Genomic DNA, 15,132 nt, shown 5'->3' with positions numbered 1-15,132 from the left:
TCCTGGGCAGAGTCCTGCTGCAACTAATATGCAACAGCGATTTTCAGGCAAGAGGGATGTGAGGTTCGATGACGACCCGACTGATACGCGGCGCCGCCGCCGCGCTGGCGACGGCCGCGGCGGTCTCCGCCTGCTCCGCGCCGGGCGGCTCCGGCACCACGGACGGCGCGGCCGCGGCCGAGTCCGTCGTGATCGGCGTCTCCTCCGAGCCCGACACCCTCAGCCCGCTCCTCGGCTACGGCAAGGACGGCAACTCCAAGCTCTTCGACGGCCTCCTCGCCCGCACCGCCGACCTGACCCTGAAGCCCGCGCTGGCCAGGGCACTTCCGCGGATCACGGACGGCGGACGCACCTACACGTACACCCTGCGCGAGGGCGTGAAGTTCAGCGACGGCAAGCCGCTGACCGCGCGGGACGTCGTCTTCACGTACCGCACGATCCTCGACGACGACACCAACAACACCGCCAAGAGCGAACTCGCGGCCGTCAAGGACGTCCGCGCGGTGGGCGACGACACGGTCGTCTTCACCCTCCACCACCCCTACGCGCCGTTCGCCGCCCGCACGGTGCTGCCGATCGTCCCCGAGCACGTCGCCGGGAAGCAGGACCCCAACACCGGCCCCTTCAACACCGAGCCCGTCGGCACCGGACCGTACGTCCTCGCCGACTGGCGCAAGGGCGAGAAGCTCACCTTCAAGGCCAACCCGCACTACTGGGGCGGCGCCCCGAAGGTGAAGAAGCTCACCATGGCGATCGTCGCCGACGACGACGTCCGCGCCACCCGGCTCCGCTCCGGCGACCTCGACGGCGCCGTCCTCCCGCCCAACCTCGCCGCCACCTTCAAGAGCGACGACGACAAGAAGACGTACCGGGCCACCTCCTACGACTTCCGGGCCGTCACCCTCCCCAGCGGCAACCCCGTCACCGGCGACACCGCGATCCGCCGCGCCCTCGACCTCGCCGTCGACCGGCAGGCCATGGTCGACAAGATCCTCGACGGCGCCGGCCGCCCCGCCTACGGCCCGCTGCCCGTCGACGACCCCTGGTTCACCAAGGACGTCGAGCGGAAGCAGGACCTCGCCGAGGCCGGCCGCGTCCTCGACGCCGCCGGCTGGACGAAGGGCGGGGACGGTATCCGCGCCAAGGACGGCCGCCCCGCACGCTTCACGCTGTACTACCCCTCCGGCGACAAGGTCCGCCAGGACCACGCCCTCGCCTACGCGTCCGACGCCAAGAAGGCCGGCATCGACGTCCGCGTGGAGAGCGCCACCTGGGAGGTCATCGAGCCGCGCATGAAGCACGACGCCGTCCTCGCCGGCTTCGGCAGCACCGGCGACCCCGACTTCGGCCTCTACACCCTCCTGCACTCCTCCCTCGCCGGCGACGGCTTCAACAACATGGCGCACTACGACAACCCGGCCGTCGACCGGGCCCTGGAGACCGGCCGCCGCACCCAGGACCGCAAGTCCCGCGAGGCCGCCTACGACGCCCTCCAGCGCGCCCTCGTCAAGGACCCCGGCTACACCTTCCTCACCCACATCGACCACCTGTACGTACTCGCCGACCGCTGGAAGGGCCTCACCACCCAGACCGAACCCCACGAGCACGGCTTCGCCGCCGGGCCCTGGTGGAACGTCGAGGACTGGCAGCCCGCGGCATGACCCACGCCCCCTGGCGAGCGATGGCACGGCTCACGGCGCGCCGCGCGCTGTACGCCGTGCCGGTGCTCCTCGTCGTCACCTTCGGCGTGTTCGCCGTCGCCGCCGCCTCCCCCTTCGACCCGGTGAAGGCGTACGCGGGCACCGCCGCGCTCGGCGCCGACCAGGAGACCCTGGACCGGCTGCGGGAGAACCTGGGCGTGGACCGGCCGTTCACCGCCCGCTGGTGGGACTGGCTCACCTCCGCCCTCGGCGGCGACTTCGGCCACTCCACGGTGATGCGCCAGCCGGTCGCCGAGGTCATCGGCGAACGCCTGCTGTGGTCCACGCTGTTGTGCGCGGTCGCGTTCGCCGCGGCCGTGCTGCTCGGGACCCTGCTCGGCGTGCTCGCGGCCCGCCGCCCCGGCTCGTTCACGGACCGCGCGGTCACCTCCGCCGCGTACGTCCTGGAGGCCGCCCCGGTCTTCTGGATCGCGCTGCTCGCCGTCTGGCTGTTCGCCCTCCAGCTGGACGTCCTCCCGGCGGGCGGCCTCACCGACACGGGCAGCGACCGCGTCACGTTCGGCGGGCTGGTCCAGCACCTGGTCCTCCCCGCCGGCGTCCTCGCCGTCTCCCAGCTGCCCTGGTTCACCCTGTACGTCCGCCAGGGCGTCGGGGACGCCCTCATGGAGGACCCCGTACGCGGCGCGAGGGCGCGCGGCCTGAGCGAACGCACCGTGCTGCTCGGCCACGCCCTGCGCTCCGGACTCCTGCCGGTGCTCACGCTCATCGGCTCCCGGGTGCCGGAACTCATCACCGGGGCGCTGCTCGTGGAGACCGTCTTCAGCTGGCCCGGCATCGCCTCGGCCACGGTGGAGGCCGCCACGGCGGTCGACTTCCCGCTGCTGGCCGCGCTGACCACCCTGGCCACCGCCGCCGTCCTCGCCGGCAACCTGCTCGCCGACCTGCTCTACGGGCTGATCGACCCGAGGGTGAAGCTGGAGGAGATGTGACGTCCGACGTCGACGCGGTGGCCGTGAAGCCGGCCGCCCCCGTGTGGCGGGCGCACGGGGGCGCCCGCCGCTCCACGCACGCCCTGCGGCTGCGCGCGTCCGCCGCCCTGGTCGCCGTGACCGTGCTCACCGTCCTTCTCGTCCCGCCGTTGGTCCAGCTCGACCAGCAGGCCGTCGACCTGGCCGCCAAGCTCGAACCACCCAGCTGGGTGCACCCGTTCGGCACCGACGACGTGGGCCGCGACCTGCTGCTGCGCTGCGTCTACGGGCTGCGGGTGTCGCTGCTGGTGGGTGTGGTGGCCGCGCTCACCGCCACGGTGATCGGCACCGCCGTGGGGGCCGCCGCCGGCGCCCTCGGCGGCCGGGCCGACCGCCTGGTGATGCGTCTGGTCGACACCCTGTCGTCGGTGCCGCACCTGCTGCTCGGCATCTTCATCGTGGCCATGTTCCGCCCGGGCGTCTGGCCGGTGGTGATCTCCGTCGCGCTCACGCACTGGCTGTCCACCGCGCGCATCGTCCGCGCGGAGGTGCTGTCGCTGCGGTCCCGGCCGTTCGTCGACGCGGCCGTGTCCGGCGGGTCCAGCCGGTGGCGGGTGACCGTACGGCACCTGCTGCCGGGCGTGCTGCCGCAGGCGGGCCTCGCCGCCGTGCTGATGGTGCCGCACGCCATGTGGCACGAGTCGGCCCTGTCCTTCCTCGGCCTGGGCCTGCCCACCCACACCGCGAGCCTCGGCACCCTCATCCAGGGCGCCCGCGGCTCCCTCCTGGCCGGCCAGTGGTGGCCCACCCTGTTCCCCGGCCTGTTCCTCATCGTCCCCACCCTCGCGGTCGCCGGCCTGGCGGGCGCCTGGCGCGAACGGATCAATCCCCGCCGCCGATCGGAGCTGATGCTGTGACCGCGAAGGACGCGTCGTGGAGGCCGGCGTCGCCGGCGCCTTCTCCGGCGGACGGGGGCGACGCCGCTTCCGCCCGGCCGGGGGGTCAGCCGGTGCCGGCGGCGAGGGGCGACAGCGAGCCGGCGGGGACGGGGACGGGGACGGCCTCGGCGGCCGGTGCGGTCGCGCCGAGCGGGGCGGCTGCGGCTGAGCCGAGCGGGGCGGCTGCGTCGACCGGGGCGGCTGCGCCGACCGGGGCGCCTGGGTTGCCCGCGGCCACGTCGGCAGCCGAGGCGCCTGGCGCCTCCGCCGTGTCGGCGCCCGGAGCCGAGCGCACCCGCCTCGCGCCGACCGGGCCGCCTACGTCACCCGCGCCCGCGCCAACCGCGTCGACCGGGCCACCCGCGTCGGCAGCCGAGGCGCCCGACACCCCCGCCGTATCGGCGCCCGGAGCCGAGCGCACCCGCGTCGCGCTGACCGGGCCGCCTACGCCACCCGCACCCGCGCCAACCGCGCCGCCCGCGCCGGCAGCCGAGGCGCCCAGCTCATCCGCCGTACCCGCCCCCGACACCCCCTCCGTCCCGGGGCCCGGCGTCGATTCGACCCGCCCCGTGCCCGTCCTCTCCGTGCGCGACCTCTCCGTCCGCTTCCTCCTCCCCGGAGGGCGTCGCATCGCCGCCGTGTCGGACGCGTCGTTCGACGTCGCGCCGGGGGAGTGTCTCGCGCTCATCGGGGAGAGCGGGTGCGGCAAGTCCGTGCTGGCGTCCGCCCTGCTCGGGCTGCTCCCGGCCAACGCGCGGACCGCCGGCCACGCCCACCTGGGCGGCCTCGACCTGCTCACCGCCGGTGAGCGCACCCTCGCCCGCACCGTGCGCGGCCGCCGCGTCGGCTTGGTCCCGCAGTCCCCGGCGGCCCATCTCACCCCGGTGCGGACGATCCGTTCGCACATCGAGGAGACGGTCGCCCATCTCACCGGCGTCCGCGGCCGTGCCGCCCGCCGTGCGGCCGCCGAAAAGGCGGCCCACCGTGCCGAGTTCCCCCTGGACCACCTCGACCGGCACCCGCACGAGCTGTCCGGCGGGCTGGCCCAGCGCGCGGCGACCGCCCTCGCGCTGGTCGGCGACGCCCCGCTGCTCCTCGCGGACGAACCGACCACCGGCCTGGACCGCGACCTGGTGGACCGGACGGTCGACGAACTGCGCCGGCACGTGGACGACGGCCACGCCCTGCTGATGATCACGCACGACCTGACCGCCGCCGGGCGCATCGCCGACCGCGTGGCGGTCATGTACGCGGGCCGCATCGTCGAACTGACCGACGCGGCACGCTTCTTCGGCACCCCTGGTCCCCGGCACCCGTACAGCCGGGGTCTGCTGGAGGCCCTCCCCGAACGGTCCTTCACGCCCGTCCCCGGCCTGCCCCCGGAGCTGGGCAGCCTCCCCGACGGCTGCGCCTTCGCCCCGCGCTGCGACCGCGCCACGGACGCCTGCGCGGCCCTCCCGCCGTTCGAGAACACCGTCGCCTGCCACCACCCGGTACCGGCGGCCCCCGCCGACACCCCGCCCGCAACCCGCACCCCGGAGGACACCCGTGCTTGAGCTGCGCGCCGTCACCGCCGGCTACGACCGCCGCGCCCCCGCCGTCCGCGACGCGAACCTCACCGTCGCCCCGGGCGAGGCGGTCGGCCTGCTCGGCCCGAGCGGCTGCGGAAAGTCCACCCTCGCCCGGGTCGCCGCCCTGCTGCACCGCCCGGACGCCGGTGAGGTCGTCCTCGACGGCACGCCCGTCCGCGGCTTCCGGCACCGCGCCCCGAGGGAGCAGCGCACCGCGATCGGCGTGGTCTTCCAGCAGCCGCGCCTGGCCGCCGACCCCCGGCTGCGCCTCGCCGACCTGATCGCCGAACCCCTGCGCGCGACGGGACGCCGCGCCTCGGCCGCCGACCGCGTGGCGGAACTGGCCGACACCGTGGGCCTCACCCCGGACCTGCTCGGCCGCCGCCCCCACGAGGTGAGCGACGGCCAGCTGCAACGCGCGTGCCTGGCACGGGCGTTGGCACTGCACCCGCACTGGCTGGTGTGCGACGAGATGACGGCGATGCTCGACGCGTCGACCACGGCCGCGCTGGTGCGGGTCGTGGAGGACTACCGCGCGTCGACGGGGGCGGGCCTGCTGTCGGTCGGCCACGACCGCACCCTGCTGAACCGCTGGTGCGACCGTACGGTCCCGTGGGAGGCGGTGGCCGCGAGCTGAGCCCAAGGCCCCCGCCCCCTGAAAGCGCCTCAGGGCGTCTTACACGGAGGCGTCCCCGACGAGGTCCCCCTCCTCGAACGGGACGTCCGTGAGCGGAGCGTCCGCGAACGGATCCTCCCCGAGACCCCCGCCGAGGGTGCCGGTGAGGAGCCCGCTCATCAGCTCCTCGATGTTCACCTCGGTCGCCCCGGCGGGCGCCTGAGGCTTCTCGCCCTCGCTCACGCGCAGCACCAGCGCGAGCTTCTTGGGCTTCGCCTTCTCCGCCAGCTTCGCGAGGTCGACGGACACCTCGGTCAGCTCGCCGTTCTTCAGCGTGAAATCGGCGCTGACCTTCTTGTTGGGGGCGTCCGCGAGGTCCTTGGCGGTGGGCAGCTCCTCCCCGCCCGGCAGCTCGTTCTGCAGCGGCTTCAGCGCGCCGAACAGCTCGGTCAGCAGCGTGCGGAACGGCGCGGTCGCCGTGATGTGCTCGGTGCCGTCCGAGCCGCCGGAGGTGGTGAGGTCGACGTTCTCGGCGACGGCCTTCTTCAGCGCGTCCGTCAGTTTCTTCTGCGTCCCGGCGTCGAGGCTGGGCTCGTCGGAGGGCGCCTCGCCGCCGAAGCCCGGCGCCCCGCTCATGCCCTTGCCGGTCTGCTCCAGCTCCTTCTTGGAGAGCTTGATCCACCCGCCCTCGAGGAGTTTCTTGAACGCCTTGGCCTCGTCGGGCAGTTCACTGGCCGGAGGCATCGGGCTGCCCGTCATCTCCCCGAGCGTCGCGGCGTCGATCCGGACGTAGAAGGAGTCGCCGACCAGCCGGTACTCGAGGAGGGCGCCGTCCGGGCCGTCGACCTTCATCGCCATCGCCGTGAAGTCCTTCTCCTCGGACGTCGCGATCGGCTTCTTCGAGTGCATGGAGACGCTGATCGTCGCCTCGCTGAGCAGCTCGGCGATCTCGGGCGTCATCTCCTCGCCCGGCTCCGACTGCTCGGCGTCCAGCGCCAGCAGCGAGTCGGCGTCGGTGTCGAGGTCCAGCTCGAAGGCGAGCGAACGCTCCTCACCGAGCTTGTCGAAGGCGCTGTCCAGCTTCTGTCCGGCGGACAGGTTCTCCACGGTGCCGCAGGCGGCGGTGCCCGCGAGGACCATGCCGGCGACGGCGGTGGTGGTCAGGGTCTTGCGCAACGCGAAAATGACGATCTCCTTGTCAAGCGACCGGTCCGGTCGTCACATCAGACGACCGGCCAACTCGAACGGTTGTATGGCAAAAGCAAGTTCACTGGAAAAAACACGCGCAGAAGCGGCCCCCGCCCGACTCACCGGCCCGCGCGCCGGGAAGAACCGGACCATGTCCACTCACACCACGGCCGCCGCCGGAGTCCAGGTCTGCTCCCTCAAGCGGGACACCCCGCAGACCGTCCCGGCGAACAGCCCCTACACGGTCATCCGGTTCCCCTTCGGATCCGCCGAGTCCAGCGACCGCTTCACCATGCACCAGGTCAACCAGCCCGACGGCTACGTGATCACCGACTGGGACAACGACCCCCGCTCCGGCCTGATATGGCCCAGCGTGGCCGGCTGGGGCACCCTCTACGCGATGATCCAGTGGGAGGCCGGAAACTACGACGAACTCCGCGACCAGTTCGTCCGCGACCCCCTCGGCCTCACCCCCAGCCCCAACGACACCACGGCCACGGAACACCGCCCGCCCAGCCCCGGCATGCAGTGCTGGACGAAGAGCTGGGGCATCTTCGTCGACCCGTCCGTCCCCCTCGCGGTACGAGCGACGCACGACGACAGCGTGGCCCGGGACATCGTCCTGGCGGAGTTCAAGCTGGTGATCCACGAGGCGGCGTGAGCGGGTGACCCCGGCGGCACGCCCCGGGGTCACGTTCGCGGCCTGCCGCCGGTGACCCTGGCGTAGGAGAAGACCTCACCCTCCCGGGGCGCCCGGTTCCAGGACCGGGTGGTCAGCTCCGGCAGGATGCCCTGGGTCAGGTCCCCCTCCGCCAGCTCGATGGCGTCTTCCTCGCTCGGCACTCACTCGTCCCGCCACCGCCGCAGGAACGTGGGCCAGTCGAACCCGTTGTCGTCCATGCGGTGATCGTGGCAGGCGGCACTGACAACGCTGCCGCTGCGGGCATTTCGGGGAAGTTGTGCCAGGCGCGTGAAGGAATGCCGAGGCGGCCCGCCCGGAGGTGAGTGCATAAGGGACTTCCCGTGGCATGTGTAGCGTGTCAACGCATCCATCTCAAGGGTGTCCACGGGGGTGCCGTGTACGCTGGGTGTATGACGGACAACGCCGCTTCACCGGCCGGCTCCCTTGTCACCGGCTCCGACATCGCTCGGCTGGCCGGTGTCACCCGGGCCGCCGTTTCCAATTGGCGTCGGCGTTACGAGGACTTCCCGGCGCCCGCCGGAGGATCGGCGAACAGTCCCCTCTACGCCCTCGCCGAGGTCCAGGCCTGGCTCGCGAAGCAGCGCAAGGGCCAGGAGGTGTCGCCGGAGGTCGAGCTGTGGCAGACGATGCGCGCCGCCTACGGGGAGCAGATGCAGACGGGCCTCGCCGAGGTGGCGGGACTGCTGGCCGGTGAGGACGCGCCGGAGCCGCCGGGCGACGTGGCCGGCCGCGTGCGCGAGCTGAGCCGTACGGCGTCACCCGCCGACGTCGTGACCGGACTGGCGGAACGTTTCATGGATTCGGCCCGGCGCTCGGGATCGGACCAGGTGACCTCGGAACGCGTGGTGCGGGCGGTGTGCCACTTCGCACCCGAAGTGCCCACCGGGGGCACGGTGTTCGACCCGGCCTGCGGCATCGGATCGCTGCTGCTGTCGGTCGCCGCCGACGACGGAGCGAGCCGCCGCGGCCAGGAGATCGACGCGGACAGCGCGCGTTTCGCCCAGCTCCGGGCCGACCTCGTGGGCCGGCCGGGGGTGCGCGTCGTCGCGGGCGACTCCCTGCGCGCGGACCAGTGGCCGGACCTCAAGGCGGACCTGGTGGTCTGCGACCCCCCGGCCGGTGTGACCGAGTGGGGACGGGAGGAGCTGCTGCTCGACTCCCGCTGGGAACTGGGCACCCCGTCCAAGGCCGAGGGGGAGCTGGCCTGGCTCCAGCACGCCTACGCGCACACCGCGCCCGGCGGCCAGGTCCTCATGGTCATGCCCGCGTCGGTCGCCTACCGCAAGGCGGGCCGGCGGATCAGGGCGGAACTCGTGCGCCGAGGCATCGTGCGCCAGGTGATCGCCCTGCCCCCGGGTACGGCGACGTCCCACGCCCTCCCCGTGCACCTGTGGTGCCTGCGGCGCCCCATGAACACCGGCGCCGGCGACACCAACCACACCGTGCGCATGGTCGACCTGACCGACAACGACCCCGAGGCGAGCCTGGAGCCACGCCCCGACCAGGTCGCGGACGTCCCGCTGATCGAGCTGCTGGACGACGTCGTCGACCTGACGCCCGGCAACCACATGCGGGCCCTGCACCGCGACTACCCCGGTGAGTACGCCGCCCTGCGCGAGGAGCTGGCGCGGGAGCTCGGCCGGCTCGCCGCCCTTCTGCCCCAGCTCGACCCCGGTGACGGACCGGGCGCCCTGGACGCGGCCACGGCCGGCGTCGCGGAACTCGCCCGCGCCGGGCTGGTCGCCTTCGAGGGGACCGAGCCGGTGTCGACCAGCGATCAGCTCGACACGGACTATCTGCGGGGCTTCCTGCGCAGTTCCGTCAACGCGCGCAGGTCCACCAGCGCCAGCGGCACCTACCGCCTCGACGGCAAGGGCGCGCGCGTTCCCCGCATGGGGATCGACGACCAGCGCCGCTACGGATCGGCCTTCCGGGCCCTGTCCGAGTTCGAGGATGGGATCCGCAAGGTCCACGAGCTGAGCCGCCGCCTCGCCGACATCGCCCGCGAGGGCCTGACCACCGGCGCCCTGACCCCGGAGAAGTGAGAGCGGGGCGCCGGCCGGACCTCACGCGAGGTGTGCCAGGAACGGGCTCGCCGCTCCGCTCCACGTCACGCTCAGCGCCTCCCGCGCCCGCGTGCAGGCGACGAAGAGGAGACAGCGTTCCCGGAGCAGGTCGGCCTCGTGCTGGAGGGCGTCCGCCTCGAGCGGGGTGATCTCCCGGGCGAACGGCACCGTTCCCTCGCCGACACCCAGGACGGACACGGCCCGGAACTCCAGGCCCTTCATCGCGTGCATCGTCGCGAGCCGCACCCCCTCGGCGTGCTGGGCGGTCTGGCCCTTGACGCGGAGCACCGGTATCCCGGCGGCCTTCAGCTTGTCCTCCGCGCTGTCCAGGGAGAGGTTGAAGCGCGCGCACACGCCGATCTCGTGCGGGGCCAAACCCTCGTCCAGCAGTTCCCGCACCCGGTCCACCAGGGCCTCGGTCTCCTCCTGCCGGGTGGCGTAGCCCTGTGCCTGGGGCCGGCCCCCGTGCAGCAGTGAGCGGTACCCGGCGAGCGAGTCCGTGCCCTCGCCGTCGAGCGCGTCGACCGTGACGGGCGCCAGGAGCCGCGCCGACCAGGCGAGGATCTCCTCCGTCGAGCGGTAGTTGACCCGCAACCGGAAGCTGCGGCCGGCCGTGGCGATGCCCAGGGACCCGAGGGACACCCGCGAGTCGTAGATCCGCTGGTGCGGGTCGCCGGTGAGGAACAGGTCGTCGGGGCCCGGGGCCACGGCGGCGCGCAGCACACGCCACTGCGCGGGGTGCAGATCCTGCGCCTCGTCGACCACGACATGGGCGTACGGGGCCGGCCCGTCGGCGAGCAGACCGGCGGCGCGTGCGCAGACCGCCAGGTGCGTGGTCTCACCGCGGTCCCGCAGCAGCCGCTCGAACCGCTCCACCCCGCTCCACACCTCCCGGCGCCGTGCGGGCCCGAGCCCGGTGCCCCGTCCCCGGCGGCTCGCGGCGAGATAGGCGTCGAGGTCGCGGAGGTCCTGGGCGAGGACGACGTGCCGGTACTCCTGCGCCAGGAACCGGGCGGTGAACGGCAGATCCAGCTGCTTGACGACCTTCTCCCACAGCTGCCGCTGCTCCCGGTCCCCGACCGGCCTGGGCGCGGTCGCCGACGCCGCCCGCACCACACCGTTGGCGTAGGCGTCCACCGTGGTCACGTCGACCCGGGCCAGCAGCGTCTCGTCCTCGTCGAGGAGCAGGCCGAGCATGTCGCGCAGGCCGGCGGCGAGCGCGTTCGTGTACGTGGTGAGCAGGACGCGGCTGTCGTCGGAGCGGCCCAGCAGGTGCTTGACGCGGTGCAGGGCCGCCACCGTCTTGCCCGTCCCGGGGCCGCCGGTGACCTGGACGGGGCCCCCGTACGAGGTGCGGTAGGCGACGCGCCGCTGGGAGGGGTGGAGGAACACCCGCCAGGCGGCGAACGGCTTCTCCAGCGCCTCCTCCAGCTCCCGCGGGCCGGTGACCAGGCGGATGCGCGCGGGGGTGTTGGCGATCACCGTGGCCAGGTCCTCGACCGGCTCGGCGGGCGCGTCGGCGGGCCGGCGGACGGCCACGACGTCCCGGTACACCTCCTCCGGGCCGAACCCCTCGGCGAGGTACTGGAGCACCTCCAGCTGGTCCTCCGGCAGGAGCGTGGAGAACGCCTCCAGCTGGGCCTTGTCCGCCAGGGAGCGGGCGGCGCGCAGCACCTGGTCGTCGATGCCGAGTTCGCGCAGCGCGCCGTCGGAGACGTGCTCGAAGAGCAGCCGGGGGGCGGAGCGGGCCGCGCTCTCGTACAGCGGCGTCAGCTCGTCCAGGGCGACGGCGTCGCGCACCTCCAGGGCCCGGGTCGCGGAGTTCGCGCTGTAGAGGCGCTTCGCGGCCCAGGTGTAGGCGTCGTCGTGCGGCAGCACGTTGACGAGCAGGAAGACGTCGCTGCCGTCGTCGGGCGCCAGGACGACACCGCGCCAGAAGTCCGTGACGCGGATGGTGCGCATGCGTTTGTCACGGGCGTTCTCGACGGACTCCAGATGCAGTCCCTTGTCGGCGTTGAGTTCGGCGGCGCTCATGGCCTGGAACTTCGCCATGGCCTTGCGCACTCCGGCCCGGACGGGCTTTTCCAGGGTGTCGTAGCCGTCCCAGAAACTCTGGGCGAAGGCGAGCCGGGGCATACGGTGTCTTCCTTTCCGTCGGGCTTCCGTCGGACTTCAGTCGGGCTTCCGTCGGCTTGATGGGCGTGGGTCACGCGGGGGTGCGGGCGCGGGTCAGGCGTACGGCGATGTCACGCAGCGCCGACATCAGCTGCCCCGGCTCAAGGGACAGGTCGACGCTGTGCTGGTGCAGCAGCACTCCGCGCCCGTCCGCGCCGCCCGCCGTCCCGCGCACCTCGTGGAAGCGCGTGGGCAGCCGCCCCGCCGCGTACACCAGGTGCGCCTCGCGCAGGCCGAGCACCGTGGCGTACGCCAGCGCCTGGTACAGGTCGGCGTTGAGGCGGCCGTCGCCCTTCTCCACCTTGTACTTGGCGTCGACGACGGCGACCGGCGTCCGGCCGTCACGGGTGCGCACCACGAGGTCGGGACGGATCCGTACGAGGCCGGCGGTGTCCAGGTGGTGCGTGTCCTGGAGCCGGGCGGTCAGGCCGTGGTCCTTCAGCGCCTCGCTCAGGGCGACGGTGACGAAGTCCTCGAACAGCTGGTTCATGTCGATCAGGAAGCCGTCCACGGCGAGCGGATCGGTGCCCGGCGGCGTGTGCTCCGGCGAGGAGCCGCGCAGGACGGCCTCGCAGAGCCGCAGGGCCGGCTGGTAGCGGGAGTTGAGCCGGGAGGGCTGCCAGCGGGGGAGTTCCTGCCCCCGGACCAGGGGCAGCGCGTCGGCGAGCCGGACCCGCAGGTGGGCCAGGCGCCGCCGCACGGGACCGGGAACGCCGGGCAGGCGCAGCAGCCGCTCGACGGCGGCCCGCAGGATGCGGTTCTCGGCGGTGTCCGCGGTGTAGGCGTCGTACGCGATCTCCACGGGCGGCGTACGGCCGAAGTGCCGTCTGATCTGCTCGGCCTCGAGGATGCGCCCGCGCACCACCAGCGAGGGCTCCGCCACCTCCCGGTAGCCCTGGAGGACCCCTAGGCGCAGCGCCGCGTCGATCCGCCGCTCCACGGCGTGGGCGAGCGCGGGCACCACGTCGTCGTACGCGCCGGTGTCGACGGTGCCCTCCCGGTCGTCGCGCCAGGCCCGCTCCGGGGCGAGGCTGAACCCGAGCAGGAAGAAGATCCGGCTCACCGGGGTCTTGGGCATGATCCGCACGATCGGCCCGCCGGGCGTGCGCAGCGCGCCGACCCGGCTGCCCGCCCGCAGCAGCCAGTGCCCGTCCCGGGCCGGATCCGGCGTGACGCTCTGGAGGATGCTGGAGGCGGCGAGGGCCCGGCCGGCCGCGGCGCCGAGCGGCACGGAGACGGCGGGCCCGTACTCGCGCAGCACCACGTCCGGCACGGGCTCGGTCATGCCGGCCGCTCGCGCAGCGCGTCGAGGCCGTAGCGGGCGGCGACGTCGATGCCCTCGCCGTAGTGGTGCTCCTCCAGCAGCGGCAGGATCTTCGTGCGCCAGGTCCGTTCGAGGCCGCCGTCGCGGTACACGCCCGGCTTCATCAGGTACGAGGGGCCGATGGCGAAGTCGGCGTCGTCGACGCGGGAGTTGAGGGCGTCGAGGAGGCGGGCCGGCTCCGTGTCGCGCCCTTCGCGCGCGAGCCAGCGGGCGAGCAGGCCGGCGGTCGGCTCGGTGCGCGGGGACAGCTCCACGAACGCGAAACGGCGCCGCATCGCCGCGTCGACCAGCGCGATGGACCGATCGGCGGTGTTCATCGTGCCGATCACGAAGAGGTTGGGCGGCAGCGGGAAGTCGTCCCCCGAGTAGGTGAGCCGCACGGAGCGGTCCCGGTACTCCAGCAGGAAGTACAGCTCCCCGAAGACCTTGGCCAGGTTGGCGCGGTTGATCTCGTCGATGATCAGGAAGTGCGGGACGTGCCGGTTGCCGTCGCGGGAGGCGAGGTCGGCGAGCTCCCGCAGCGGGCCGGCGGTGAGCCGGAACGCCACCTCCCGCGTCTCGGGGTCCTCCACCGGACGGAACCCCTCGAAGAAGTCCTCGTAGGCGTACGACGGGTGGAACTGCACGATCTTGACCTGCTCCGGGCCGCCGCCGAAGTGCTCGGCGAGCTTCATGGCGAGGTACGTCTTGCCGGTGCCCGGCGGGCCGTAGAACACCAGCTGCTTCTCGTCGATCAGCAGCTCGCGCAGCTCCTCCAGCCACGCCCGGTCGTGGACGAGCAGCTCCTCGGCGAGGGCCTCGCCGATCCCGGGCAGCGTCAGCTCCTTGGGCGCCACGCGCTCCAAGGTGTCCTCCACATCGGCCCCGCCCGTGCCGTCCGCCTCGCCGGCGAGCCCGTCGAGGGCGTCCAGGACGCCGGTCAGATCGACCACGTCGTGCTGCACGGACAGCTTCTGCCGCAGCTCGCCGGGCAGTTCGTCGTACGGGTGACCGTCGGCCCGCCAGGTGACCGACCGGCGCAGGTTGGACAGCCCGCCCGGCGACGTGGTCTGCACGGCGTCCCCGGTGATCCGGCCGAGGTACAGCCGGTCGTCGTCGTAGGTCGCCACGGTGTCGCCGACCCGCATCTGCGTCAGGAACGCGTGCAACTCGTCGACGAGGCCCTGCTTCTGGTGGTACGAGGCCGCGCCCTCGTAGCCGTCCTCGACGAACCGGCGCAGCGCGCTCTTCGTCGGGTCGGACTCCTCCAGCGGCGGCAGGTGCGCGCCCGACAGCGACACGAACCCTTCCTTCAGCCACAGCTGCCGCACCAGGTTGTGCCCCGAGACGTTCGACCCGCGCACCAGCCACGCCTTGTGCGGGGGGCGCCAGCCGGTGGACTGGTAGTCGGAGAGCGGGTGCCCCTCGTCGGTGCGCCAGGACTCCGGGCCGGAGGCGTCGTAGCCGTACACCAGCGCGGCGGCGGCGGACGAGGAGTTGCACTCGATGTCCCGGGTCGCCACCCACCGCGCGGGCGCGCCCTCGGGCCGGCCGGGGACGGGCGGGGCGTCCACGAGGGCGCCCTCCGCGCGGAGTTCCGCCCGCGACCGGCGGGCGTGACGGCCGAGCCCGGGCCACTCCTCGGCGGTCACGAGGGACCCCTCACGCAGTAGGAACCTGTTCGTCCCGTTGCCGCCGAACCGCGTCAACAGCCACCCACGCGCCTCGGCCCCGTCCTGCGGCAACCTGATGCGGAACTCGGGCGTGCCGGGGAGACGGTCGGGCTGGGGCATGGGTGACCTTCCGGGAGGGACGACGCCTGCATCGGACGCCTCACAGGCTACACGTTGACAGCGTCAACGAACATGGGTCAGGTTTACCCTCTGTGCCGCGAGACGGGGCGCGTGGGGCGAGTGACACACGGTGCCGTGATTCGGCTATAC

13 protein-coding genes are annotated in these 15,132 nt (G+C 73.3%); 7 read left to right on the top strand and 6 right to left on the bottom strand.

The genetic code is table 11. The features are described from left to right. Nucleotides 1-68 precede the first annotated feature (68 nt). The 3 genes from ACFOSY_RS10385 to ACFOSY_RS10375 are packed head-to-tail and all read left to right on the top strand — an operon-like array spanning nucleotide 69 to nucleotide 3,546. Nucleotides 69-1,661, top strand: a complete 1,593-nt coding sequence (locus ACFOSY_RS10385) for an ABC transporter substrate-binding protein (RefSeq protein WP_394306457.1) — start codon at nucleotides 69-71, stop codon at nucleotides 1,659-1,661. A 20-nt stretch (nucleotides 1,662-1,681) separates the two neighbouring features. Next, entirely contained in the window at nucleotides 1,682-2,650 is a 969-nt protein-coding gene (locus ACFOSY_RS10380; RefSeq protein ID WP_394306701.1) for an ABC transporter permease, read from the top strand. Continuing rightward, entirely contained in the window at nucleotides 2,647-3,546 is a 900-nt protein-coding gene (locus ACFOSY_RS10375) for an ABC transporter permease (RefSeq protein ID WP_394306456.1), read from the top strand. The genes ACFOSY_RS10380 and ACFOSY_RS10375 overlap by 4 nt, the downstream gene beginning before the upstream one ends. Before the next feature lie 85 nt (nucleotides 3,547-3,631). Here the strand turns inward: ACFOSY_RS10375 and ACFOSY_RS10370 are convergent, their stop codons facing one another. Next, the gene (locus ACFOSY_RS10370; RefSeq protein ID WP_394306455.1) at nucleotides 3,632-3,805 is read right to left on the bottom strand and encodes a hypothetical protein; all 174 of its coding nucleotides are present in this window, start codon (nucleotides 3,803-3,805) and stop codon (nucleotides 3,632-3,634) included. A gap of 331 nt (nucleotides 3,806-4,136) precedes the next feature. Here ACFOSY_RS10370 and ACFOSY_RS10365 point away from each other — a divergent pair, with 331 nt between their 5' ends. Continuing rightward, the gene (locus ACFOSY_RS10365; protein ID WP_394306454.1) at nucleotides 4,137-5,123 is read left to right on the top strand and encodes an ABC transporter ATP-binding protein; all 987 of its coding nucleotides are present in this window, start codon (nucleotides 4,137-4,139) and stop codon (nucleotides 5,121-5,123) included. Next, nucleotides 5,116-5,775, top strand: a complete 660-nt coding sequence (locus tag ACFOSY_RS10360) for an ABC transporter ATP-binding protein (protein ID WP_394306453.1) — start codon at nucleotides 5,116-5,118, stop codon at nucleotides 5,773-5,775. Before ACFOSY_RS10365 ends, ACFOSY_RS10360 begins: the two co-directional genes overlap by 8 nt. A 39-nt stretch (nucleotides 5,776-5,814) precedes the next feature. On the opposite strand, the gene ACFOSY_RS10355 is transcribed toward ACFOSY_RS10360, so the two are convergent. Further along, nucleotides 5,815-6,894, bottom strand: a complete 1,080-nt coding sequence (locus ACFOSY_RS10355; protein ID WP_394306700.1) for a hypothetical protein — start codon at nucleotides 6,892-6,894, stop codon at nucleotides 5,815-5,817. Between the two features lie 199 nt (nucleotides 6,895-7,093). Here ACFOSY_RS10355 and ACFOSY_RS10350 point away from each other — a divergent pair, with 199 nt between their 5' ends. Continuing rightward, entirely contained in the window at nucleotides 7,094-7,603 is a 510-nt protein-coding gene (locus tag ACFOSY_RS10350) for a hypothetical protein (RefSeq protein ID WP_394306452.1), read from the top strand. Between the two features lie 29 nt (nucleotides 7,604-7,632). On the opposite strand, the gene ACFOSY_RS10345 is transcribed toward ACFOSY_RS10350, so the two are convergent. Further along, complete coding sequence (locus ACFOSY_RS10345) at nucleotides 7,633-7,785, bottom strand: hypothetical protein (RefSeq protein ID WP_394306451.1); 153 nt, start codon at nucleotides 7,783-7,785, stop codon at nucleotides 7,633-7,635. Nucleotides 7,786-8,034: 249 nt separating this feature from the next. Here ACFOSY_RS10345 and ACFOSY_RS10340 point away from each other — a divergent pair, with 249 nt between their 5' ends. Then, nucleotides 8,035-9,690 carry an N-6 DNA methylase gene (locus ACFOSY_RS10340; protein ID WP_394306450.1) on the top strand — a complete coding sequence of 552 codons (1,656 nt, stop codon included), beginning with the start codon at nucleotides 8,035-8,037 and terminating at the stop codon, nucleotides 9,688-9,690. Between the two features lie 21 nt (nucleotides 9,691-9,711). Here ACFOSY_RS10340 and ACFOSY_RS10335 read toward each other — a convergent pair whose 3' ends face one another. The 3 genes from ACFOSY_RS10335 to ACFOSY_RS10325 form a co-directional block, all read right to left on the bottom strand. After that, complete coding sequence (locus tag ACFOSY_RS10335) at nucleotides 9,712-11,847, bottom strand: UvrD-helicase domain-containing protein (protein ID WP_394306449.1); 2,136 nt, start codon at nucleotides 11,845-11,847, stop codon at nucleotides 9,712-9,714. 70 nt (nucleotides 11,848-11,917) lie between these two features. Further along, on the bottom strand, nucleotides 11,918-13,171 hold the full coding sequence (locus ACFOSY_RS10330; RefSeq protein WP_394306448.1) for an McrC family protein: 1,254 nt from the start codon (nucleotides 13,169-13,171) through the stop codon (nucleotides 11,918-11,920). Beyond that, the gene (locus ACFOSY_RS10325; RefSeq protein WP_394306447.1) at nucleotides 13,168-14,982 is read right to left on the bottom strand and encodes a DUF4357 domain-containing protein; all 1,815 of its coding nucleotides are present in this window, start codon (nucleotides 14,980-14,982) and stop codon (nucleotides 13,168-13,170) included. The genes ACFOSY_RS10330 and ACFOSY_RS10325 overlap by 4 nt, the downstream gene beginning before the upstream one ends. Nucleotides 14,983-15,132: the final 150 nt, after the last annotated feature.

This window comes from Streptomyces lusitanus (assembly GCF_042647945.1).
GTDB classification, from domain to species: domain Bacteria; phylum Actinomycetota; class Actinomycetes; order Streptomycetales; family Streptomycetaceae; genus Streptomyces; species Streptomyces pseudogriseolus.
The sequence above is the reverse complement of the archived record's forward strand: the minus strand, read 5'-3'. Positions and strand labels throughout refer to the sequence as shown.